Below are 22,210 nucleotides of genomic sequence, written 5' to 3' on the forward strand. Positions count from 1 at the left end.
TCGTTATCGCCTTGTTTAGCGGCAACGAATAATAATATACCATCCTATAAATAATAGTGCAATAGTTTTTTTGAAGAAAAAACAAAAAAACTTTAATAGAGATTTTGTTTCAAAAAAAGAGTGCCTTCCTTATTCATGATAAGGCTGGCACTCTTTGAAATTAACGCTGTCTCATTTGAGGGAATAATAATACATCTCTAATAGAAGGAGCATTTGTTAAAAGCATGACAAGACGGTCAATACCGATGCCAAGTCCGCCCGTTGGCGGCATTCCGTATTCAAGAGCCTCGACAAAGTCTTCGTCCATCATATGCGCTTCGTCGTTCCCTTCTTCTCTTTCTTTTAATTGCGCCTCAAATCGTTCTCTTTGGTCGATAGGATCATTTAGTTCGGTAAATGCATTCGCATGCTCACGACCGACGATAAACAGCTCAAAACGATCTGTAAAACGAGGATCCTCAGGGTTTTTCTTAGCAAGAGGAGAAATCTCTACAGGGTGACCGTAAATAAATGTTGGCTGAATCAATGTTTCTTCGATTTTTTGTTCAAAGAACTCATTAATGATATGGCCTACTGTCATAGATTTCGTGATTTCCACGCCATGTTCTTTTGCATAGTCACGCGCTTGCTCAACAGTCACTTCATTCCAGAAATCAACGCCTGTTGCTTCTTTAACTGCGTCTACCATATGAAGTCTTTTCCACTCAGGTTTAAGATCAATTTGTTCTTCACCGTATTGGATAGTTGTAGATCCAAGCACTTCTTGAGCGATATGAGCGATAAGATTTTCCGTTAAACTCATGATGTCTTGATAATCAGCATACGCCTCATATAATTCAATCATAGTGAATTCAGGGTTATGGCGTGTAGATACGCCTTCATTGCGGAAAACACGGCCGATTTCATATACTTTCTCTAAACCGCCGACAATCAAACGTTTTAAGTGCAGTTCGATTGCTATACGCATGTAAAGCGGCATGTCTAATGCATTGTGATGAGTGATAAACGGGCGTGCGGATGCTCCTCCCGGAATGCTGTGCATTGTTGGTGTTTCAACTTCTAAGTATCCGTGGTCATCTAAGTATCTTCTCATTGCTTGAATGATTTTGCTTCGTGCAATGAATGTGTTTTTACTATCAGGGTTCACAATGAGGTCAAGATAGCGTTGGCGGTAGCGCTGTTCCACATCTTTCAGGCCATGATACTTATCCGGCAGCGGACGTAAAGCTTTTGTCAGCAATTCAAATGACGTTGCTTTAACAGAAAGTTCCCCAACATTTGTTTTGAACACTTTCCCTGTAACACCGATTAAATCACCGAGGTCGGACGTTTTGAAAATCTCATATTGCTCGTCGCCGACACTGTCTTTTCTTACGTAAATTTGGATTTGGCCTTCTAAGTCCTGGAGATGGGCAAAGCCAGCTTTTCCTTTGCCGCGTTTTGTCATCATACGGCCTGCAATTGTAACTTCGATCGCTTTTTCTTCTAATTCTTCTTTAGATAGTTCTTGGTACGCTGCGATGATTTGTTCAGATTGATGGGAGCGGTCATAGCGTTTTCCGAAAGGATCTATGCCGTTATCTCTTAATTGGTTCATTTTATCTCGTCTGACTTGCAGCTGGTCGTTCAATTCCTCATGATTTTGCTCTTCTTGACTCATTGGTATCACTCCGTTACGTTTATTTTTCATGAAAAAAGCAGAAAAACTGCCAGCAAAAAACTGGCAGTGAGCAGCAAATAGAGGTGATCGTTATCCTACCTTTGCGTCTTGAAGCTCTTTTGCCTCAACTTCAACCGTAAATGCATCCAATAGCTGCACAAATTCTTTCCGCGTTTCGCAATGGTTAATTTCGTTACGAACTTTCGCATTGGCTCTTACGCCTTTCAAGTACCAAGCAGCGTGTTTTCTCATCTCTCTGACTGCTACATTTTCACCTTTTAAATCAATTAAGCGGTCCAGATGAAGCTTACATACCGCCATTTTTTCACGCACTTGCGGTTCGTCTTTTAATTCACCTGTTTCAAGGTATTGAACCGTACGATAAATCATCCATGGATTGCCTAATGCGGCACGGCCGATCATAACACCGTCGACTCCGGTTTCATCAAGCATCCGCTTAGCGTCCTGCGGCGTTTTGACATCACCGTTACCGATTACCGGTATTGATACTGATTGCTTAACCTCTTTGATGATATCCCAATTTGCGGTTCCTTCGTACATTTGGACCCTTGTGCGCCCATGGAGTGCTACAGCTTTTCCGCCCGCGCGCTCCACTGCTTGCGCGTTTTTCACCGCGTAAATATGATCTTCATCCCAGCCCATTCTCATTTTTACAGTGACTGGTTTATCGACAGCATCCACTACTGCAGATACCATTTCATAAATCTTATCAGGATCGAGAAGCCATTTGGCTCCCGCATCACATTTTGTAATCTTTGGTACTGGGCATCCCATGTTAATATCAATGATATCAGCAGTTGTGTTCTGGTCTACAAACTTCGCCGCTTCCACAAGGGTTTCCTTTTTTCCTCCGAAGATTTGAAGGCTGAGGGGTTTTTCACGTTCATCAATGTAAAGCATACCCATTGTTTTGGCATTGTTGTAAAGGATAGCTTTGTCGCTGACCATTTCAGCGCATACCAATCCGGCTCCAAATTCCTTTACAGTCAATCTGAATGCTGAGTTGCAGACACCAGCCATAGGGGCCAGCACAACCCGGTTTTTCAATTGAATATCACCGATTTTAAACATTTTTTCCCTCCTTTCATTTATTATTTTCTGGCGGGGCTAATTCCTCCGCACTTATATTTAAAGCATCGGCCACATCTTTAATAATAGCAGGTGACGGCAAACGGTTCCCTCGTTCAATTTCGCCGAGAATGGAAACTGATATGCCTAAAGCCTTTGCAAATCCTTCTTGAGTATACCCTTTCAGCTTTCTGAATGCACGAATTCGTCTACCCCAGATTTCTGCTTCCATACTCTTACACCTTCTTGGTTTGTTTCAGCGCTTATTTTATTATTTTCCACTTGCGGGCAAATCTCTTTTAACGGCGCAAGGACAAATAAACGCTCATACATTCTCGGATGCGGAACAATTAATTGCTCTGTTTCAATATTTTCACGATTATAAAGCAAAATGTCAAGGTCTGCCGTCCGCGGTCCCCATCTGATATCTCTCTTTCTTCCCAATTGTGATTCAATGGTCTGGGTAAGATCAAGCAGCTCGAATGGAGTCAGAGAGGTTTTAATTTCTGCCGCCATATTCAAAAACTCATCCTGCGCTTCATAACCGACCGGATCGGTTTCATAGATGGAAGACACTTTTGTTACTGTTACGGCTTCATGCTGATGGAGCAGCACAACGGCTTGTCTCAAATAGCTTTCCCGATCTCCGATATTTGAGCCGAGCGCAATATAGGCTGTATTGTTCATGATTTTGTTCTCGTCATTTCGATGGCAACTGATTTGTAGTGCCCGCGAATAGGAGGGTCCGGCTTAATGACTTTTACCGTGCATTGCTGTACCGGCTGAAATTTTTTCAGTACGGTATCGGCAATGCGTTCCGCCAACGTCTCAACAAGATTTACCGGTTCGCCTTCTACGATGTCCTGACACACATGGTAAAGCTCAGCATAGTTAATCGTTTGTTCCAAGTCATCCGTCTGACCGGCTTTGCTCAAATCAAGCTCCGCTGTCAAGTCGACTTTGAAGCGCTGTCCCAGTTTGTTTTCTTCTTCAAAAACACCATGATATCCGTAAAACTCCATGCCTTCCACATAGACTTTATCCATGATGCGCCCCTCCTTTATTCAGCATGGCATCCATCATTTTAGCCATTCTTGCGATTTGTTTAACATCATGCACTCTGACTATATCACAACCCTTTTGAATGCCGAGGCACACCGTTGCACCCGTGCCTTCCGCCCGCTCTTCAGGCGGAAGATCCAATACACGGCCGATGAATTTTTTCCTCGAAGTTCCGAGAAGCACAGGATAGCCGAGTCCGCTGAATATCTCAAGCTTGTTCATAACAGCAAGGTTATCATGATATGTTTTCGCAAATCCGATACCCGGATCAAGGATAATATGCTTGTCCTCCACTCCGGCCTCTTTTGCAATTTTTACACTTTCCATTAAATCAGCAAGCATATCAGGAATTAAGTCATCGTAATTCCGCTCCGAGCGGTTATGCATCAGCACAATGGGAACTTTATGAACGGCTGCCACAGCTGCCATTTCCGGCTCTGCTTTCGCTCCCCAAATATCGTTAATGATGGAAGCCCCCGCTTTAACTGCTTCATCGGCAACAGCTGCTTTATACGTATCTATAGAGATTGGGACATCCAGTTCACTCGTTATCCGCTCAATAGCTGGAATGACTCGTGACAGCTCTTCGTCTTCTGATACATACTCAGCACCGGGCCTGGTTGATTCTCCGCCTATATCAATAATATGGGCGCCGTCTTCAATCATCTGTATGGCATGCCGGAGCGCCATATCTGTATTTTCGTATTTCCCGCCGTCCGAGAAAGAGTCCGGCGTTACATTTAAAATCCCCATCACCAGCGTCTTTTCTTTCCATGATAACTTGTGATGCTTGGCGTGAAGCAGTTTGGTTTGTTCAATCGTTTGCTGCGCCATTCTCTTCCCCCTCTTTTCTATCCTAGCCTGTCATTCGTATATAGTTCTTGAAGAAAGCCTGTCATTTCCCCGCTTACACCGGGAAAAGCTGCCTCTTCAATCTTAGAAAATGGAACAATCTCCAAAACTGAGTTTGTCATCCATGCTTCGTCAGCCGTCAAGAGGGCCTCCAGCCGAAAACGGCCAGTCTTTACTTCCGCTCCAAGCTTCTCCATTTTTTCAATCACAAAACGCCTTGTCACTCCGTCAAGTATCCCGGTATCAAGCGACGGTGTATAAATGCAATTACCTTTAGACCAAAAAATATTAGAAATGATGCCCTCTGCTACAGCGCCGTCCTCGGTTAAGAAAATCCCTTCATACCGAGGATCGTTGCCAAGCTCTTGTTTTGCATACATATTATTTAAATAATGATGTGATTTTAACCGGTACTGTCCTTCCGGCGTATTTCTCCGGATAGTCAGAACCTTCCCCTCTTTTTGAACGGGCAGGTTTTCCGGATTCAAAGGATTTACAAAACAGAGTACTGTAGGGTTTTCATAGGTTTGAGCGGTAAAGCCCTTGGTGCTGACGCCCGCAGAGATATTCAGCCTGACACGGGCGTTTCCGTCTTCTATATGATTCAGCCGGAGCAGGTTGTCCAGCATATCCGCAAGTTCATCTTTTGTTATTCTGTGCTTGATCTGCAGATCCTTTGTCGCCCGCTCCAGCCTTTCTAAATGCCACTCGATCAGAAAAGGCCGGCCTTCATACAGCCTGAAGGTTTCAAACACACCGATACCGTATAAGAAACCATGGTCAAAAGGAGAAAGAGATGCTTCTTTCTCCTCTATAAATTGACCGTTCAAATATATGATCACGCCGTTACTTCCTTGCGGTGCGTCTCTATGAAATTTCTAAGCATGTCTTTGCCAAAAGAGGTCATAATCGATTCGGGATGAAATTGAACCCCCTCAATCGGAAGGGCATTATGCCGAATAGCCATGATTTCTCCTTCTTTTGTCCGGGCCGACACCGTGAAACAGTCCGGAAGTGTCTCTGCTTTTACAATGAGCGAATGGTACCGGGTGGCGACAAGCGGGTTTTGCAAACCTTCAAATACAGTTAAACCGTCGTGTTCTATTTCAGATGTCTTCCCGTGCATGAGGCGTTCCGCCCTTACAACGTCTCCGCCGAAAACCTGTGCGATTGATTGATGTCCGAGACATACCCCAAAAATGGGTACCTTACCAGCAAAATGTTTGATTGCTTCCAGGCTGATCCCAGCCTCATCAGGACTGCACGGTCCAGGAGAAATCATTAAAAAGTCCGGCGACAGCTCCTCAATTTGCTCGATTGTGATTTCATCGTTTCGTTTGACGATAAGTTCCTCACCAAGCTCGCCTAAATATTGCACTAGGTTGTACGTAAATGAATCGTAATTATCAATCATTAAAATCATTTCTCAGCTCACCTCATCTAATTTTTGTCTCTTCTTGGCTCTGCTCTAACGCCTTCTTCATCGCAAAAGCTTTTTTGAAAGATTCCCTGTACTCATGCTTAGGAACCGAATCAATGACAACTCCTGCGCCGGATTGCATGAAGGCTTGCCCCCCGGCTGCATAGATTGTCCGGATCACGATATTAAATTGCATATCCTGATTATATCCCAGCCATCCTATAGATCCAGTATAAAGCCCGCGCCTTGTCGGCTCAAGTTCTTCTATAATTTCCATCGTTCTAACTTTCGGCGCGCCCGTAATGGTGCCTCCCGGAAATACTGCATGGATAATGTCTACAGCGTCATTTCCTTCACGCAATTCGCCTTTTACATTGGAAACAATGTGCATGACATGGGAGTATTTTTCTATAGCCATAAATTCATTGACCCGTACAGATCCATAACTGGATACTCTGCCTAGATCATTCCGTTCAAGGTCGACCAGCATGACATGCTCTGCCCGTTCCTTCTCGTTTTGAATTAATTCGTTTGCCAGTGCTTCATCCTCTGCGTCGTCTTTTCCTCTAGAGCGCGTTCCGGCAATCGGTCTAGTCTCAAGCATTTTGCCTTTTTTGCTGACAAGAAGCTCTGGAGAACCGCATATAATTTGAAATTCCGGGGTTTCAAGATACGACATGTACGGAGATGGATTTATCTCTCTCAGCGTTTTATAGATCTTGTACGGATGAGCAGAGAGAGTTGTGGACTGCCTGACGGAAAGATTGACTTGAAATACATCTCCGCTTGCAATGTATTGCTTAATTTTCTCAACAGCCTGAGAAAAACTCTCTTCAGTAAACGGAACTGCAAATGATTTGTCAGCGCTTGGCTTTTGTTCTTGCGGAAGCGGTGATGCGCTGTTTTCCGCTAACCACATTTGTTCCAGGGCGGAAAGCTTCATCTCCGCTAACGCTTGGTCATCTTTCTCTGTATGGGTAATCAGCCAGAGCGCTTCTTCTTCATGATCATAGACAGCTATATCATCGAATACGAGAAAATACAGATCCGGGGTTTCCAAATCGTCTAATGAAAGCATCTTAAAGTTTTCAATATAGCGTGCGTAATCATAACTGAGAAAGCCGATTGCCCCGCCTTGAAAGTCGGGGAATTCTTCATTTGTTTCAGTTTGAAGAGTTTCAAACCAGCTGTAAAACGCGCGGAATGGGTCACCTTCTTTAAATATTGTTTCTCCATTATATTTTATAGTGGTGATACCGTCTTTTCCCTTTGCTGTCGCAATCGGATCAAGACCGGCAATACTGTATCTCCCGCCTCTCGCGCTATCCAAAAGAACATGTTGTTTTCTGGACTGCGCAAGATTCTCATATTGTTGTAAAAATGTTTCTTGGTCAAAAGGTATTTTTCTGCCTGCCGGTCTTCGTTGTGCCATTGTATCAATCCTCTGCCTTCGTTTTGTGCTTATCTTTATTTTAAAGCAATCTTATTAGTGAAAAAAGGTGAATTTCGCTACCAAAAATAAGATTCGCAGCATACTTGGCGTTTTCGAGACATTCACATAAAAAACTCCCGGCGCAGATCCGGGAGTTTTCACACATTTTCTATTCAAATTGGTAAAGCGGTGTACTTAAGTAGCGTTCACCGTTACTTGGAATAACAGCCAAGACTTTTTTGCCTTTTCCTAGTTTTTTCGCTACTTGAAGCGCTGCATAGATTGCGGCGCCGGATGAAATTCCGCCTAGAATTCCTTCTTCACGTGCAGCTTTACGCGCATATTCAAAGGCTTCTTCATTCTTCACAGGGAAAATTTCATCATAAACTTCAGTATTTAAAATTTCAGGCACAAAACCTGCCCCAATTCCCTGAATTTTATGAGGGCCTGGTTTCCCTCCTGAAAGCACTGGAGAATCAGACGGCTCAACCGCATAAATTCTTATAGAAGGATAGGTTTCCTTCAGTACTTCACCTGCTCCTGTAATGGTTCCGCCTGTTCCGATACCGGCTACAAACGCATCAAGCTGGTCTTCACCGAACTGCTCAACGATTTCTTTACCGGTTGTTTGGCGATGAATTTCAGCGTTTGCCGGGTTATTAAATTGCTGAGGCACAAAGTAACCGTGCTCTTCAGCTAGTTCTTCTGCTTTTTTGATCGCGCCTTTCATTCCCTCAGCACCTGGTGTAAGCACTAATTCAGCACCGTAAGCGCGAAGAAGGTTGCGGCGTTCCATACTCATTGTGTCAGGCATGACTAAAATGGCTTTTAAACCTTTAGCAGCAGCTACCATCGCAAGCCCGATTCCCGTGTTTCCGCTTGTGGGCTCGATGATTGTATCTCCGGCTTTGAGTTTGCCTTCTTTTTCAGCAGCTTCAATCATCGCAAATCCGATACGATCCTTTACGCTGCTACCCGGATTCATGTATTCGAGTTTCAGATAAACATCCGCGCTGTTTTCTTCAACCAGACGATTTAGTTTGACTATTGGAGTATTTCCAATCAATTCAGTAATGGAGTTTGCTACACGTACCATCCTCGACACCTCAATTTCCGACTATTTTTATTGGTATTATGTATACAATCTATCAATTTCAAAATTTTTTGTCAATCTTTTAGTTTTCTTCATCAGCGTAAAACCAAGACACGTCAGCTTCTTTCCAAAGGGTTTTGACAGTTGCTTTATCGCCTAATTGATCCATGGCAATCTGCCGTTTAATCTGATCCTTCACTTCGTCGTATGTAAATGTTCTGGCATTCAGTTTTTCCTTCAGCTGAATAATCGCATACCCTTTACTGACTTTAATCGGTTCAGTCGACCATTCGTTTTCTTTAAGCGTTCTGGCCTCCGTTATATATGCGGCCGGAATGCTGTCCTGTGATTCTGTGACGAAACCAAGATCCCCGCCATATGGTGAAGTATATCTGTCGGTTGAACGTTCTGCCGCCACTGCTTCAAAACTTGATCCGCCCTTTAGGTCCTTTAAGACCCGGTTTGCTTCTTCTTGATCCTTTACCACGATATGACGGATTCGGTATGAATCATCAAATTGATACAGTTCTTTATTTTTAGTGTAAAATGATTTCATTTCTTTCTCGGAAATATCAATGTCTTTTGTGAGCAGTTCTTCCAGCAGAATATTGTAACGGATTTGGTCTTTCCACTCTTTTTCAGTTGTATGCTCGTCCTCATAAAAAGAATTATTCACTGCTTTGATCAAGAGAAACTCACGCTCGATATCACTATCCGATACCTTGAGTTTGTTCTTTTTGGCGAGCTGTTCCACCACACGGACGTTAATCATGTCTTCAAGTGTCGACTTTCCGTATTCATCCTCCATTTTCTTCAGCCAATCTTCTCTTGTTACACTTTTATCTCCAATGGTAGCGATGGATTCTTGAGATTGGGTTGCTGCCGCCTGTGATTTCGTTAACTTATACGCAACAACGATACAACTGACCAAAAGCACACCCACAATGATTGTCCAAATTGTTCTTGATTTCAAATTCAACTTCAGCCCCTTCTTTTCAATCATAAAACAACCCGCTAAAGAGCTTAGCGGGTTGTTTCGTCTCGAAGCTCTTCCAGCTCTTCTTTTGTAAATAAATATTTTTCATTACAAAAATGGCATTCTGCTTCGGCTTGTCCGTCTTCTTCTATCATATCTTGAATTTCTTTTTTGCCTAGTCCCAAAATGGCTGTTGTGAATCGTTCTTTTGAACAAGGACAGTGAAATTTGACCGGCATGGTTTCCAAAATATCAGGTTTCTCCCCTAATACTTCTTCCAGAACTTCTTCTGGCGTCAGACCTTTTTGGATCAGCTTAGAAATAGGCTCTACTTGAGAGAGACGCTGTTCAATTTTTGTGATGGTTTCCTCATCGGTTCCCGGCAGGAGCTGCAGGATAAATCCTCCGGATGCTAAAATGGTGTTATCAGGATTGACAAGCACACCCACGCCGACTGAAGAAGGAACCTGCTCAGACGAAACGAGATAATACGTGAAATCATCTCCCAACTCTCCGGAGACTATTTCTACTTGGCCTGTGAAATAATCACGCATTCCCACATCTTTTACGACACTTAATGTTCCGTCCGTACCTACGGCTCGTCTGACATCAAGCTTGCCATGTTCATTCAGGTCAAAATGAACATGCGGATTTGATACATATGCCCGCACTTCTCCTTTTGCATTGGCATCGGCAACAATTGCACCGATTGGGCCGCCGCCCTCCACTTTAACCGTAAGCTTATTGTCGCCTTTCAGCATAGCTCCGAGCATTAGTGTTGCTGTCATTGTACGGCCTATCGCCGCTGAAGCTGTCGGCCATGTATCATGGCGCCTTTGAGCCTCATTAACCATATCAGTCGTGTCCGCCGCATATGCCCGAACCTTTCCGTTATACGCAAGAGCTTTAACTAAATAATCCATTGTAACCTCCTATACACTTCCTACGCGATTCCGTTCATAAATAATTTCAAGCCCTTTCAGGGTTAAGAACGGGTCGACGATATCTATACAGTCTGATTCATTCGCAATCAATGGCGCAAGGCCCCCGGTCGCAATGACTTTAGGCTCTTGGCTCGACTGCCATTTCATTCTTTTAACGATTCCTTCCACTTGGCCGACATAGCCAAATAAAATTCCCGATTGCATCGCAGAAACTGTGTTTTTACCGATGATTTGATCAGGACGGGCAATTTCTATTCGAGGCAATTTCGCGGCACGGGAGTACAGCGCCTCTGTAGAAATTGTAATACCCGGTGCTATCGCTCCGCCCATGTATTGTTTGTTTTCATCAATATAACAATACGTCGTCGCCGTTCCAAAATCGACAACAATAAGAGGGCTGCCATATAACTGAATGGCCGCGACGGCGTTGACGATCCTGTCTGCCCCGACCTCTTTTGGATTATCATATTTTATATTTAAACCTGTTTTCATACCGGGACCGACAATTTGCGGGTCGATATGAAAGTATTTCTTGCACATTCTTTCTAATGCAAACATAATCGGCGGCACAACTGATGAAATAATAATTCCTTCAATTTGCTCAAACATAAGACCGACATATTCAAATAAAGAGTGCAGAAGCATCCCGAACTCATCTTCTGTTTTATGCCTGCTGGTCTCAATACGCCAGTGATATTCTAATTCCCCATCATGATATACACCAATCACGGTGTTGGTGTTCCCCACATCAATAACCAGTAACAACCTCTATCACCACTTTTGAATAGTTTCTCTATCATTAGTTTTACAACATTCTACAATACCATACACGATCAGTAACTGATTTGTAAATAAAACGATACTATATCGGGGTGTTCAGAAATAACTGTATTTTACCCTTTTCACAACAAAAAAACTGCCAAGACAAGCTGGCAGTTTTTTTAGAGTAAGAAAGTGAATTTATTCTTTAGGATTGTCTTTCTTTTCTTCTTCTGTTTTTGACAGAATGTTTACTTTTACATCATCGCTCTTCTCATGATCATCTGAGAACTTGCGCTCCGGCAATGTACCATGATCTGTAAGATGCTTGATTTGTTCAGCATCCAATGTTTCAACTTCAAGCAATGTTTGAGCGATCAATTCAAGCTTATCGCGATTTTCTGTCAGAATAGTCTTCGCACGTTCATAGCTTTCTTTAATGAAACGCTGAATTTCCTGATCGATTTGATAAGCGATTTGTTCACTGTAGTTTTGCTCGTTGTTGAAATCACGGCCTAGGAATACTTGACCGCCCTGGGATTGGCCAAATTGCAGCGGACCCAGTTTGTCGGACATACCGAACTCTGTAACCATTCTTCTTGCTATATTTGTCGCGCGCTGGAAGTCATTGTGCGCTCCTGTGCTGACTTCGCCGAAGATGATTTCTTCAGCAACACGTCCGCCCAAGAGACCGACAATCTTATCAAGCAGTTCGGGTTTCGTCTGGAAGTAACGGTCTTCTCTAGGAAGCATAACCGCATAACCGCCAGCCTGCCCGCGAGGTACAATTGTTACCTTATGAACCATATCCGCTTCATCCAAAACAAGTCCGATGACGGTATGACCGGCTTCGTGATAAGCTACGATATTGCGTTCTTTCTTCGATATGACACGGCTTTTCTTAGCCGGACCGGCAATGACTCGATCCGTCGCTTCATCAATGTCGCGCATATCAATTTTTTTCTTATTTTGACGAGCGGCTACAAGAGCTGCTTCATTCAATAGGTTTTCTAAATCAGCGCCGGAGAATCCAGGTGTTCTCGTAGCGATCGCTTTGAGATTAACTGTTTCATCAAGCGGTTTGTTTCTCGCATGGACTTGCAATACCGCTTCACGGCCGATGACATCAGGTCGGTCGACAGTGATCTGACGGTCAAAACGTCCCGGACGAAGTAAGGCAGGGTCCAAGATATCCGCGCGGTTTGTAGCCGCAATAATGATGATTCCTTCATTTGAGCTAAAGCCGTCCATTTCAACAAGCAGCTGGTTAAGCGTCTGTTCACGTTCATCGTGCCCGCCGCCAAGACCTGCTCCACGCTGACGCCCTACTGCGTCGATCTCATCAATAAAGATCAAACAAGGCGCGTTCTTCTTAGCATTTTCGAACAAATCACGCACACGGGAAGCACCGACACCGACAAACATTTCAACGAAATCAGATCCGCTGATGCTGAAGAAAGGTACACCGGCTTCGCCCGCAGAAGCTCTGGCAAGTAATGTTTTACCAGTACCAGGAGGTCCTACTAACAGTACGCCTTTAGGTATTCTTGCGCCTAGCTCGGCGAACTTGCGGGGATCTTTAAGAAACTCAACAACCTCGACAAGCTCTTGCTTTTCTTCGTCAGCGCCAGCTACATCCTTAAATTTGACACGTTTCTTTTCCTCTGTATAGAGCTTCGCTTTACTCTTACCGAAGTTCATAACACGGCTTCCGCCGCCTTGAGCCTGGTTAAGCAGGAAGAAAAACAGAATGAAGATAATGACAAACGGGATGATGGTCGTCAAGAACGTCACCCATCCGCTCGTTTCTTGAGCGGGCTCAACTTTCACATCCGTCTTTTTCAACGCACTAAATATCTGGTCTGCTCCCTTTCCTTCAGGAACATGAGTCAAAAAGTATTGATCCTTGTCGTAGTTTTTCAGCTGTCCTTTTACCTCATAAACACCCCTGACAGGCTGAACCGAAACGCTATCTACCTTCCCGTTATCCAGGTTTGTGATAAACGTACTGTACGACATATTTTCTGTTTTCGGATTTGAGGTTTGGAAATAACTCACAACCCCTATTACTACTAATAAAATAAGTAAATAAAAAATGGTATTACGGAAGACCCGATTCATTCCTTACCTCCTCCCACAGTAAGCACAACTATGTTCAATAGTATCATAGAAAATCATTCCAATACAACCAATAACCATCTCGGAAGCAGGCCGCTTATCAGCTTTCATAAACTGCCGGTTTTAACACTCCGATATAAGGCAGATTGCGATATCGCTCAGCGTAATCAAGTCCGTAACCCACAACAAATGCGTCAGGAACTTTAAAGCCTACGTAGTCTGCTTTAATATCCGCTTTTCTTCCGCTTGGTTTATCCAAAAGGGTAACAATCTTAATTGATTTTGCTTTACGGTATCGGAAGAGCTCTACAAGATAACTTAACGTTAACCCACTGTCGATAATATCTTCAATAATTAAGATGTCCCGGCCTTCTACAGATGTATCCAAATCTTTTATGATTTTTACTTCTCCAGAAGAAACGGTTGAATTTCCGTAGCTTGATACATCCATGAAATCCATTTCCAAATATGTATCAATATGTTTCAAAAGGTCTGCCATAAAAGGAAGAGCTCCCTTTAATACACCGATCGCCAGCGGAAATTTATCTTTGTACTCGCTTGTTAAATCAGCTCCAAGCTCTTTTACTTTCTTTTGAATCTCTTCTTCAGAGATCAAAACTGATTCAATATCTTGTTTCATGATTTTGCTTGCCCCCTACACATTTCATGCTGTCTATATTGTAATACAATGCGGTCGCCGTTTGGAATCACAAGATCTTCAAAAATGGATTTTTTTAAGCCGGGTATCCAGATAATTTCACCGGTTGTATCAGTCACAATCGGCCAGCTGTCTCTCATTTGCAGAGGCAATTTTTTATCAATAAATATATCCTTTACCTTTTTTGAGCCATTCATCCCTTTAAGTTTCATCCGGTCACCTATTCTTCTCGCGCGGACTGTTAAAGGAAATCGCACCTTGTCTTGACTTGTAATAAAAACAGCATTCCCAATTTCATCAAGAGATTCAGCATCGCGCTCAACCGTTATCTGAGAACCGTCGGGGAGAATCACCGTTTCACCGGCAGCTCCGCTTATTTGATATTCAAAGGGAACTTCTTTACATTGCAATTGTTCAAATGTAAACAAACATGTCTGATATGATTTGACCACCTTCAGTCCGTTTGGAAAGTCAAGCACTCCAGAAGGACTGCCGTTTTTCGCCCATTCTAAAAATTGCTGAATGTGCCTGGCGGAAAAAGACGATGGAACGTTTTCATAAAGATAGTTTAATATTAGTTGAACTCCTCTTCTTTGTAAAGGCATTGGGAGGGCAAGCAATGCGTCGGAATTCAATTCAACTGATGTTTCAGACTGGCTTGTGATTACTTTATTCATTTCGTCTTTCGTTAATGACTGCAAGTATTGTTCATCTTCAGTCAGGGCTTCGCTTACCTTTTGAAACTTTCTGTGCACATCGTGTGATTCTTGTTTTAAAAAGGGAAGCACAGCTTTTCTGAACCGGTTTCTGGTGTAATCATCTTTGGCATTGCTCTCATCTGTCCTGTAGCTTACATCATGTTCAAGACAATATGTAAGCACTTCTTCCTTTGTAATTGAAAGGAATGGTCTGATGAGCCATCCGGTCTCAAACTTCCGTACCGGCTGCATTCCGGCCAGTCCCGCTCCGAGGGTGCCTTTTGCCAGCCTCATGAGCATGGTTTCAACCTGATCATCACCGTGATGGGCAAGCGCTAAATAATCAGCCTGGTGCTTGACCATAAGGTCCTTAAAGAACCGGTATCTGCACTCACGCGCTGCGGCCTGCTTATTGAGTCTGTTCGTTTCAGCATAAGCAGAAACGTCAATTTTCACTGTTTCACAGGTGATCCGTTCAGTCTCGCAATATTCTTGGACAAATCGCATATCTTCTTCAGATGCTGCCCCTCTGAAACTGTGGTCAACATGCGCGGCGATAATAACCGAAGTACGGCCAAAGCATGTGTGCAGGAAGTTGAGAAGAGCCATTGAATCAGGGCCTCCGGAAACGCCTACAATGATTGTTGCCCCTTCTAAATGAAGATTGTATTTTTCGAAAAAGTCTTTCGCACTGTTCACAACGTCCTCCTCACGATGAGCAGGTATTTTAAAGATATACATATCCTATCACTTTCAAACCTTCCAAGCAAAGAAGAAGCACGGGTTTTGCATATCCGAAAACAATCAAATCAAAAAAAGGACAATGTATGCAAAATAGAGCGCAAGGACGCTAATAACAATAAGAGTTGTTTCAAACAATCCGCTCGACTTGACTGCTTTCTTTTTGGCTTTATATCTCGTTTGTGCCACTTTGCCTTGCCGAGGCTTTGACTGCAGTGTTCCTGATGATGCTTGAGACGATGTCGGAGCAGGCGCTCTGCTTCTTTCATTCTGACGGCCTGCTGCCAGCAAGTCATTTTTCATCGCATCGGCTGATTGATAATCTCCGTTCAAAGCGGATACCAGCACTTTTTTATACTTTTTTAAAAATGGGTTGCCCTCAATGATAGAGCGAAGCTGTTCCTTCGGCTGATTCGACTTTTTGAATTCCTTTTTATGTACACAATTGATCATAATCATCGCAACAGCAAAGAGGTCATATGAGGGCTCTGCTTTTCTTGTGCCATATCCCCAATAGCCCCTATCGAAAAACTCTGTATATTCTTTTACGGATCGGCCTTCCTTTGTTGTACCCCCGACATCGATACAGCGTATTCTCGCAGGCGGACCGTTTACAATCAGGTTATCCGGCTTCAGATCACCGAAAATCCAACCTTGCTGATGAAGAACGGAGAGACTCGACAAAAGTTGAATCATTAGCACAGGCACCCATTCCAAGCCCCTTTGGCTGACATATTGCAAAAGCAGCGGACCTTCTATATATTCCATTACATAAAAGGAAATATTGATTTTCGCACTTGGAACGAAGGCATCATCGACATCAAAAAAAGAAGGCCCCATAGTTCTCGATTGGGCCTTTGAAAAAGATTTTAAGACATTCACTTCAGAAGTAATAGACATGCTGTCATCACTAACTTTCAAGGCAACAAGTCCATCTGATGCTTCTGCCAAATAAACGATTCCGTTAGCCCCTTTTCCAAGCTGTTTAAGCAATCTGTAAGGTTTACCATTCCATTTCCCTTGGATTATAGTGCCCGTCGACAGACTACATGCCAAACTCGTCAAAGCGTCGTTCATCATCTTCCAACATGCCCCTTCTTGAGCGTATTTTCTCAAAATGCTGTGTCGCTTCACGTATCGCCGGGCCGGTAGGTGTAATGCCGCCTGTTGAAAGCTTCGCAAAGAGTGTGGAAAGAGATTGCAGCTTTGGCGTCCAGTTCAGCACAAGCTCGACCTCTTGTTTTTTCCCGGGAAATATAAACATCGCAAATTCATTATTCCCGATTCTTGAGTTGAGACTGATAGAGAGATCAATCAGCGCCTCTTTCACTGTGGGGAGCTTCGGAGCCATACTGGCGCTTGTATCAACAAGCACTAGCACCTGAAGATGCACCGTTTCCCCCAGTTCATCAACCACTTCCATCACTTCGCCGCGTTTTTCCGGAGAGAGTTCCTCCATTTCCACATTCTTTCCCAAGATTTGCTTAAGCTCTTGATTGACAACGCCTTGCAGAGTTTGAGTCATTGCCTTTTTCGTCACCATCTGTACGGTCTGAGAGAGCTGTGATGCGTACACCACCTGGTGCACACCTCCGCCGGCAAGGGCTATGCCTTCGACTTCTTTCATTGCTTCATGATCGACTGTGTTTTCCTCCATAATACCGATGACATTCACCGTAATTCCCTGCTCCTTAGCAAAAGCCGCCATTGCCAGCGGGTCTTCTCCATGGTTAGAGCAGCCGTCCGTTATCAGCAGAATCTGATTTAAATGTCCACTTTTCACATTCCATTCCTCCTGGAGAATACGATCATTCTCAGTCTGATTTATTTCCATCTTCGCCAGAAGAAATTTGATTTATACGGAACGGTTATGAAATTTCTTGTTTATTTTGAAAGAGAGCCGGAACAGGAATTGACGCCCATTTTGGAGTGTTGTGGTCAATTCGGACAACAACGACAGTCATATCATCTTCGATTTGACCTGATCGCGTACGGATGACCTCCTCCATCATTACATCCGCAATTTCTTGCGGGTCTTCGGTTTTTAGCCCTTTCATTTTGCGTTTCATCCATAAGTCATAATTCTCCACGTGCTTAGGACCTTCAAAAATACCGTCACTCATCATAATCAGGAGATCACCGGCCTTCAGCTGTTCGCTTACAACTTCGACATCAAATTCGTTAATAATGCCGATTGGCAGGTTGCTTGCCTGTATTTTTATGACTTGCTCCCCGCGTTTAATAAAGCTTGGTGTCGATCCGACCTTCAAGAATTTACAGCTCGCGTCCTGAAGATCAATAATGGACAGGTCCAGTGTGGAATAGATTTCATCAGTTGTCCGTAACGATAAGATACTATTGATTGTTTTGATAGCTATTTTTTCATCAATTCCCGATTCGAGAATTTTTTCTAGCAGCTTTATTGTCTCGTTGCTTTCAAAGTGCGCTCTTGCGCCATTTCCCATCCCGTCGCTGATTGCCGCTGCATATTTTCGTGCGCCCAGCTCCATCATGCTGTAGCTGTCGCCGGAGACAAGGCCGCCTCCCTTCGCCGCATGGGCCGCGCCCGTAGACACCCTGTATGATTTTGTTGAACCGAAAGCCACATGGCTATATCCATTTGGATGGTCTGAATGCTGTTCGGCTTTTACCAAGATCTGTTCTTCAAGTATATCCGAAAGCATAGGTGCAATGATTTTTTCACTTTCTCCATGCCCTCCGCTAAAAGGGATTGTCATTTCAATGTCAATATTGCCTTGTTCAAGGCTGTAGATTTCTACCTGCTGTATTTCTATTCCGAAGTGTTGCAAAGCCTCTATAATTTGCTCCTCTTGGATAAAGTGCTGTTCTCTTTCCCTTTTTATTTCCCGAGAAAAGTCTGACATAACTTCGGAAACGCCCAAAAGCTGTTCAGCAACCAGTCGCCTGCTGTCTTGGACCTTTTTCTTTAGTGTCAAATGGGCCTGATGGTGAGCAAGCTCGTCTTCAATCAGTTCTTCCACTTGACGGGATTTTGAACAGTGCTGTTCGAACTCTTTTTTCAGACGGCGGTTTGTTGTGTATTGATTTTGTTCGGTTTCAAGCATAACTTGTTTCATGACATCATATGTTTTATCAAAGTTCTGAACCCAGCATTTATTTTTCTTATAGCAGGTTTGGCAAGAATGCTCCGTGATCTTACTTAGGAAAAGATCCACTTCGCTGTCTTCATTCTGATCTTCCGGCACTGTTTGATAGAAGGTGGCAAAGCTTTCTGACAAAGCGTGAAAGACATTGGAGAACTGGTCAACCTTTTGAGCAGTTACATCTCTGATCTTCCTCGCATATTGCTGCTGCTCCTGTATATGTTCGGCAGTCCCCGGAATGTATTTCGCCACTTTTTTAGTAATCGATTGGGGGGTCAGCAAAAACAGCACAACGGCGATTAACGATTCATATAACGTCGTCATCAGCCCTGCTGATCCTTCACCATATAGTGATATAAGGAGAGATCCTATGATCAGGCCGATTGCCGCACCTGCTTTCTTTCCTTCTTTCAACAGACCGCCCAGCAGGCCGGAAAACGCGAGTAAACTCATTTGATACAGGTTTCCGATATTAGCAAGGCCGAGAATCAAACCCGTCACTACGCCTACAGTACAGCCGATGCTGGCCCCGCCGATAAAAGAAAAACTCAGCACAACATAACGGGCCAAAACATGCTCCGCCTGCATCCCTTGGAAAGATACACCTGCCAGCCCGGTAAGGACAGAGGCTATTAAAATCATAAAACAAATAATTTCTTCTATTTTTAATGATTGCTTCACTTTTTTTACGGTGAAAATCGGAAGACTTTGGAGAAAGATCAGCGTTAATATAAAGGAAAGCCCGGCTTCTACGACAGCCATTACATAATCATAGGTTGTAAATGCGCCATTTTGCGCGTAGATAAACCCCGCCCTTGCAACGGCCATGGACAAAAACACCACGATCGGCAGCATTTTGACCCGGTCCTCTATCATAAAGGCAGCAATCTTTGAAAAGATGGAGAACACAAGCAATGCCGATAAAATAAGCAGAGTATGTTTTGGAGATATGGTCAGCGCGCCCGCCAGCAATGCCAAACATGCATAAAATGCTTTATCTCTTCTGATAAGCAGCATGGCACCGAAAAAAGGAAGCGCGAAAGGAAGGACCTCAGATAGAATAAAAGCTCGTCCGAGTAAAAAACCAATTATTACATAAATGAAACCCTTATAGAAAAATAGTGAATGCAGATGATGGACCACCAGCTTCGTACCTTTATCAAAAAAGGATTGAAGTTTTTCTAAAGCTTGTCCCGCCATCGGCCCGTTCACTCTTCTTTCTGCTTTTTCCATTTCACTCATCTCCCACCTGTTCTATTCGTTGCTTGTCATTATAGCGAAAGCACAGATAGGATTTTGTCAAAAGAAGGTAACGAATTCAAAGAAGTCTTCGACGGTTTCTGCCCTGATCCTCATTACTCTCTTATTTTTCCGAGGATTTCTCAGAAATGTGTCAAATAACCGTGATGATTGAAATAAAAAAATCGGCTCCTCTATAGAAGCCGATTTTTCGCTTGATGACCCGTACGGGATTCGAACCCGTGTTACCGCCGTGAAAGGGCGGTGTCTTAACCGCTTGACCAACGGGCCATAAATGATATGGTAGCGGCGGAGGGGATCGAACCCCCGACCTCACGGGTATGAACCGTACGCTCTAGCCAGCTGAGCTACACCGCCATGTCATTTGTGCTTACAAGCACAAGTTATATAATACAAAGGTTTGTCTTATCCGTCAACAGAAACTTAAATGTTATAATTTTCTGACTATAAAACGAGATACAAATAAAAAAAGCACCCGCTGGGATAAACGGATGCTCCATTTTATTTATAGAAAGCAGCAAGGTTAACCTCTTCTTGCTCCGCGCCCTCCACGTTTTGATTCCGTGTTGCGTTTTAAAGATGATAAGCGGTCTTCGCTATCTTTTAAAAACTTATTCATTTTCTGCTCAAAAGATTCTTTTGGACGGAAATCATTTCTAGGTCTGGCTTGCGGACGGTCTTTAGCTTTTTTTATAGATAAACCAATTTTCCCGTCTTTTTCAACGTTGATGACTTTCACTTCAACTTGGTCGCCGACTTTTAGGTGTTCGTTAATGTCTTTTACATAATTATCGGCTACTTCACTGATATGAACGAGACCGGTTGAGCCTCCAGGCAATTCAACAAACGCTCCGAAATTTGTAATACCTGTTATTTTCCCTTGCAACTTGCTGCCAACTTCTATCGACATAAAAAAAGTGCTCCTCCTTAGGCTATAAAAAGATCGTTTGCTTAATTATACCTAAATAAAAATTTAAGTGTCAACAAGGCTACTTATTCTTCTTCTCTACGTTGAAGAGAATTTCACCGTCGCCAGACAAGAAATAGTCCCTTCTGGCAAGCTCTGTGACGTATTCTTCGTCTTTTAATTTGTTAATTTCTTCTTCTAAATCTGATTGTTTTGCCTTCATGCTTTTCAGTTCTTTTTGCAGCTGCGCTTTCTTTTCTTCTTTGGCGCTAAGGGAAGCGGTTTGCGTCCAAACAGAACTAGCTAAGACAATTGCCGTTAATAATACAAGGGCGCCAAATACGGCTAACCGCCTGAATAGCCCTTTTCGTCTTCTTTTTTTCTGCTGTGATTGACGCTCTACTTGTTCTTTATAGTCGTTTTGTATTTCAGTTATCGTTCGTTCCCTGGATAAATTCAAACCAGACGGTCCTCCTTTCACCTTTTCAGGTAACGTGTGATGGTCGTTTTGATTGTTATGAATAGTTTCTTCTTCTTTTCTAAAAATCCTGCACCTTTTTGAAAATAGCGTTTGACCCTTAGACGCAATGTTTCGGGAAGAAGTTTCAGACATTGTTTCAAAAGAAAATATATGGGAAAACATAATACCTTTACGATTTTATACAGACACAACAAAAGAAAAGTAATCAAACGGTATACTTTCTGTATCAAAAACATGACGAGCCCGATAATCAGTGTACATACCCAGACAACTGGACGGAATAACACGTGCTGAACAAGCCTTTTTATGAATTGGTATACAGAAACCGCGAGATAGATGGTGAATTTCAGTATTTTTATATACATTCGTTTGCAAAGGCCTTGATACGTCGCAACGCCTAATAAAACTGCCAAGAAAATATATATCCTGAGTTCACCCTCGTTCACATTGAGTAAGACATAAAAGAAGAGCAGCCCTTGTACGGCCCAAAAAAGGATATCATGGATAAATAAAAGCCACCTGGCTGTTCTCGCCCGAACGACAAACAGCCTGTACGTGTCTAATGACGCCCCAAGCCAGGCGCCCATGCCGGCCATTGCCAACATCGTATAGAATTGAGTCGTGAGCGTCATTTAAACAACTTGCTAAAAAATCCTTTAGCTTTATCCCCTTGTTGCTCGTCTAAATAAACAAGATCGAATACCCTGCCTTTGATAGATACAATTCCTTTTTCAACATCAAGGTTTTTCATTTGAAGATTTTCGCCTCTGACAGAAAGCATACCCATAACGGTTTCCAGCAGGAATTCTTCATTGTCAAAGCTTTCAACATGCTTGACGCCTGAAATATCTAAATGCTTCCGGCCTTTCATTGTGATATCATGCTGTTCCGGAACAGAAGAAGATCCTTTTTGTTCATAATATGAATTCATCTAT

General features: G+C 43.2%; 23 protein-coding genes and 2 tRNA genes. All 25 read right to left on the minus strand.

The genetic code is table 11. The annotated features are described in order from the left end of the window. Positions 1-160 precede the first annotated feature (160 nt). Entirely contained in the window at positions 161-1,660 is a 1,500-nt protein-coding gene (lysS, locus tag GXP75_RS20670; protein ID WP_003328541.1) for a lysine--tRNA ligase, read from the minus strand. Positions 1,661-1,750: 90 nt separating this feature from the next. Then, the gene (dusB, locus tag GXP75_RS20675) at positions 1,751-2,752 is read right to left on the minus strand and encodes a tRNA dihydrouridine synthase DusB (protein ID WP_239815774.1); all 1,002 of its coding nucleotides are present in this window, start codon (positions 2,750-2,752) and stop codon (positions 1,751-1,753) included. A gap of 13 nt (positions 2,753-2,765) precedes the next feature. Beyond that, positions 2,766-2,981 (minus strand): helix-turn-helix domain-containing protein, encoded by a 216-nt coding sequence (locus GXP75_RS20680; protein WP_214919267.1) that lies wholly within the window; start codon positions 2,979-2,981, stop codon positions 2,766-2,768. After that, positions 2,933-3,436, minus strand: a complete 504-nt coding sequence (gene folK, locus GXP75_RS20685; RefSeq protein WP_214919266.1) for a 2-amino-4-hydroxy-6-hydroxymethyldihydropteridine diphosphokinase — start codon at positions 3,434-3,436, stop codon at positions 2,933-2,935. Before folK ends, GXP75_RS20680 begins: the two co-directional genes overlap by 49 nt. Further along, positions 3,433-3,795 carry a dihydroneopterin aldolase gene (folB, locus tag GXP75_RS20690; protein WP_003328545.1) on the minus strand — a complete coding sequence of 121 codons (363 nt, stop codon included), beginning with the start codon at positions 3,793-3,795 and terminating at the stop codon, positions 3,433-3,435. The genes folK and folB overlap by 4 nt, the downstream gene beginning before the upstream one ends. Further along, positions 3,788-4,645, minus strand: coding sequence for a dihydropteroate synthase (gene folP / locus GXP75_RS20695; protein ID WP_214919265.1), 858 nt, complete (start codon positions 4,643-4,645; stop codon positions 3,788-3,790). Before folP ends, folB begins: the two co-directional genes overlap by 8 nt. Positions 4,646-4,662: 17 nt before the next feature. Next, complete coding sequence (pabC, locus tag GXP75_RS20700; RefSeq protein WP_242557770.1) at positions 4,663-5,502, minus strand: aminodeoxychorismate lyase; 840 nt, start codon at positions 5,500-5,502, stop codon at positions 4,663-4,665. After that, positions 5,502-6,086 carry an aminodeoxychorismate/anthranilate synthase component II gene (pabA, locus tag GXP75_RS20705; RefSeq protein WP_003328550.1) on the minus strand — a complete coding sequence of 195 codons (585 nt, stop codon included), beginning with the start codon at positions 6,084-6,086 and terminating at the stop codon, positions 5,502-5,504. The genes pabC and pabA overlap by 1 nt, the downstream gene beginning before the upstream one ends. Positions 6,087-6,099: 13 nt before the next feature. Then, positions 6,100-7,515: an aminodeoxychorismate synthase, component I gene (gene pabB, locus GXP75_RS20710; protein WP_242557753.1), complete on the minus strand. Its 1,416-nt coding sequence runs from the start codon at positions 7,513-7,515 to the stop codon at positions 6,100-6,102. 169 nt (positions 7,516-7,684) lie between these two features. After that, on the minus strand, positions 7,685-8,611 hold the full coding sequence (cysK, locus tag GXP75_RS20715) for a cysteine synthase A (RefSeq protein WP_214919262.1): 927 nt from the start codon (positions 8,609-8,611) through the stop codon (positions 7,685-7,687). 79 nt (positions 8,612-8,690) lie between these two features. Beyond that, complete coding sequence (locus tag GXP75_RS20720; RefSeq protein WP_242557771.1) at positions 8,691-9,581, minus strand: peptidyl-prolyl cis-trans isomerase; 891 nt, start codon at positions 9,579-9,581, stop codon at positions 8,691-8,693. 50 nt (positions 9,582-9,631) lie between these two features. Next, positions 9,632-10,507 (minus strand): Hsp33 family molecular chaperone HslO, encoded by an 876-nt coding sequence (hslO, locus tag GXP75_RS20725; protein ID WP_003328554.1) that lies wholly within the window; start codon positions 10,505-10,507, stop codon positions 9,632-9,634. 9 nt (positions 10,508-10,516) lie between these two features. Next, positions 10,517-11,293, minus strand: a complete 777-nt coding sequence (locus GXP75_RS20730; protein ID WP_061571135.1) for a type III pantothenate kinase — start codon at positions 11,291-11,293, stop codon at positions 10,517-10,519. Between the two features lie 195 nt (positions 11,294-11,488). Beyond that, positions 11,489-13,408 carry an ATP-dependent zinc metalloprotease FtsH gene (gene ftsH, locus GXP75_RS20735; RefSeq protein WP_003328556.1) on the minus strand — a complete coding sequence of 640 codons (1,920 nt, stop codon included), beginning with the start codon at positions 13,406-13,408 and terminating at the stop codon, positions 11,489-11,491. A gap of 97 nt (positions 13,409-13,505) precedes the next feature. Then, a complete protein-coding gene (hpt, locus tag GXP75_RS20740) occupies positions 13,506-14,048 on the minus strand; it encodes a hypoxanthine phosphoribosyltransferase (RefSeq protein WP_087941800.1) in 543 nt (180 codons plus the stop codon). Next, positions 14,042-15,460, minus strand: a complete 1,419-nt coding sequence (gene tilS / locus GXP75_RS20745) for a tRNA lysidine(34) synthetase TilS (protein WP_242557754.1) — start codon at positions 15,458-15,460, stop codon at positions 14,042-14,044. The genes hpt and tilS overlap by 7 nt, the downstream gene beginning before the upstream one ends. Before the next feature lie 105 nt (positions 15,461-15,565). Beyond that, complete coding sequence (locus tag GXP75_RS20750; RefSeq protein WP_242557755.1) at positions 15,566-16,582, minus strand: serine/threonine protein kinase; 1,017 nt, start codon at positions 16,580-16,582, stop codon at positions 15,566-15,568. Then, complete coding sequence (locus tag GXP75_RS20755; protein ID WP_061571130.1) at positions 16,548-17,285, minus strand: vWA domain-containing protein; 738 nt, start codon at positions 17,283-17,285, stop codon at positions 16,548-16,550. The genes GXP75_RS20750 and GXP75_RS20755 overlap by 35 nt, the downstream gene beginning before the upstream one ends. A gap of 85 nt (positions 17,286-17,370) precedes the next feature. Further along, on the minus strand, positions 17,371-19,860 hold the full coding sequence (spoIIE, locus tag GXP75_RS20760; RefSeq protein ID WP_242557756.1) for a stage II sporulation protein E: 2,490 nt from the start codon (positions 19,858-19,860) through the stop codon (positions 17,371-17,373). A gap of 225 nt (positions 19,861-20,085) precedes the next feature. Beyond that, positions 20,086-20,157: transfer RNA gene (locus tag GXP75_RS20765), tRNA-Glu, on the minus strand. 10 nt (positions 20,158-20,167) lie between these two features. Beyond that, positions 20,168-20,244 (minus strand) — tRNA-Met (locus GXP75_RS20770). Between the two features lie 166 nt (positions 20,245-20,410). Continuing rightward, positions 20,411-20,797, minus strand: a complete 387-nt coding sequence (locus GXP75_RS20775; RefSeq protein WP_004264630.1) for a S1 domain-containing RNA-binding protein — start codon at positions 20,795-20,797, stop codon at positions 20,411-20,413. Positions 20,798-20,876: 79 nt separating this feature from the next. After that, positions 20,877-21,254, minus strand: coding sequence for a cell division protein DivIC (gene divIC / locus GXP75_RS20780; RefSeq protein ID WP_003328566.1), 378 nt, complete (start codon positions 21,252-21,254; stop codon positions 20,877-20,879). Between the two features lie 17 nt (positions 21,255-21,271). Beyond that, the gene (gene yabQ, locus GXP75_RS20785) at positions 21,272-21,907 is read right to left on the minus strand and encodes a spore cortex biosynthesis protein YabQ (protein ID WP_242557757.1); all 636 of its coding nucleotides are present in this window, start codon (positions 21,905-21,907) and stop codon (positions 21,272-21,274) included. After that, positions 21,904-22,206 carry a sporulation protein YabP gene (yabP, locus tag GXP75_RS20790; RefSeq protein WP_003328571.1) on the minus strand — a complete coding sequence of 101 codons (303 nt, stop codon included), beginning with the start codon at positions 22,204-22,206 and terminating at the stop codon, positions 21,904-21,906. Before yabP ends, yabQ begins: the two co-directional genes overlap by 4 nt. Between the last annotated feature and the right edge of the window lie 4 nt (positions 22,207-22,210).

The sequence above is a fragment of the Bacillus sp. HU-1818 genome (assembly GCF_022695965.1).
Taxonomy (GTDB): Bacteria; Bacillota; Bacilli; order Bacillales; family Bacillaceae; genus Bacillus; species Bacillus atrophaeus.

Bases quoted from the DNA above. Each gene is read 5' to 3' on its own strand.
- lysS (WP_003328541.1), bottom strand. From the start codon at position 1,660: ATGAGTCAAGAAGAGCAAAATCATGAGGAATTGAACGACCAGCTGCAA.
- dusB (WP_239815774.1), bottom strand. From the start codon at position 2,752: ATGTTTAAAATCGGTGATATTCAATTGAAAAACCGGGTTGTGCTGGCC.
- GXP75_RS20680 (WP_214919267.1), bottom strand. From the start codon at position 2,981: ATGGAAGCAGAAATCTGGGGTAGACGAATTCGTGCATTCAGAAAGCTG.
- folK (WP_214919266.1), bottom strand. From the start codon at position 3,436: ATGAACAATACAGCCTATATTGCGCTCGGCTCAAATATCGGAGATCGG.
- folB (WP_003328545.1), bottom strand. From the start codon at position 3,795: ATGGATAAAGTCTATGTGGAAGGCATGGAGTTTTACGGATATCATGGT.
- folP (WP_214919265.1), bottom strand. From the start codon at position 4,645: ATGGCGCAGCAAACGATTGAACAAACCAAACTGCTTCACGCCAAGCAT.
- pabA (WP_003328550.1), bottom strand. From the start codon at position 6,086: ATGATTTTAATGATTGATAATTACGATTCATTTACGTACAACCTAGTG.
- pabB (WP_242557753.1), bottom strand. From the start codon at position 7,515: ATGGCACAACGAAGACCGGCAGGCAGAAAAATACCTTTTGACCAAGAA.
- cysK (WP_214919262.1), bottom strand. From the start codon at position 8,611: ATGGTACGTGTAGCAAACTCCATTACTGAATTGATTGGAAATACTCCA.
- hslO (WP_003328554.1), bottom strand. From the start codon at position 10,507: ATGGATTATTTAGTTAAAGCTCTTGCGTATAACGGAAAGGTTCGGGCA.
- ftsH (WP_003328556.1), bottom strand. From the start codon at position 13,408: ATGAATCGGGTCTTCCGTAATACCATTTTTTATTTACTTATTTTATTA.
- GXP75_RS20750 (WP_242557755.1), bottom strand. From the start codon at position 16,582: ATGATGAACGACGCTTTGACGAGTTTGGCATGTAGTCTGTCGACGGGC.
- spoIIE (WP_242557756.1), bottom strand. From the start codon at position 19,860: ATGGAAAAAGCAGAAAGAAGAGTGAACGGGCCGATGGCGGGACAAGCT.
- GXP75_RS20775 (WP_004264630.1), bottom strand. From the start codon at position 20,797: ATGTCGATAGAAGTTGGCAGCAAGTTGCAAGGGAAAATAACAGGTATT.
- yabQ (WP_242557757.1), bottom strand. From the start codon at position 21,907: ATGACGCTCACGACTCAATTCTATACGATGTTGGCAATGGCCGGCATG.
- yabP (WP_003328571.1), bottom strand. From the start codon at position 22,206: ATGAATTCATATTATGAACAAAAAGGATCTTCTTCTGTTCCGGAACAG.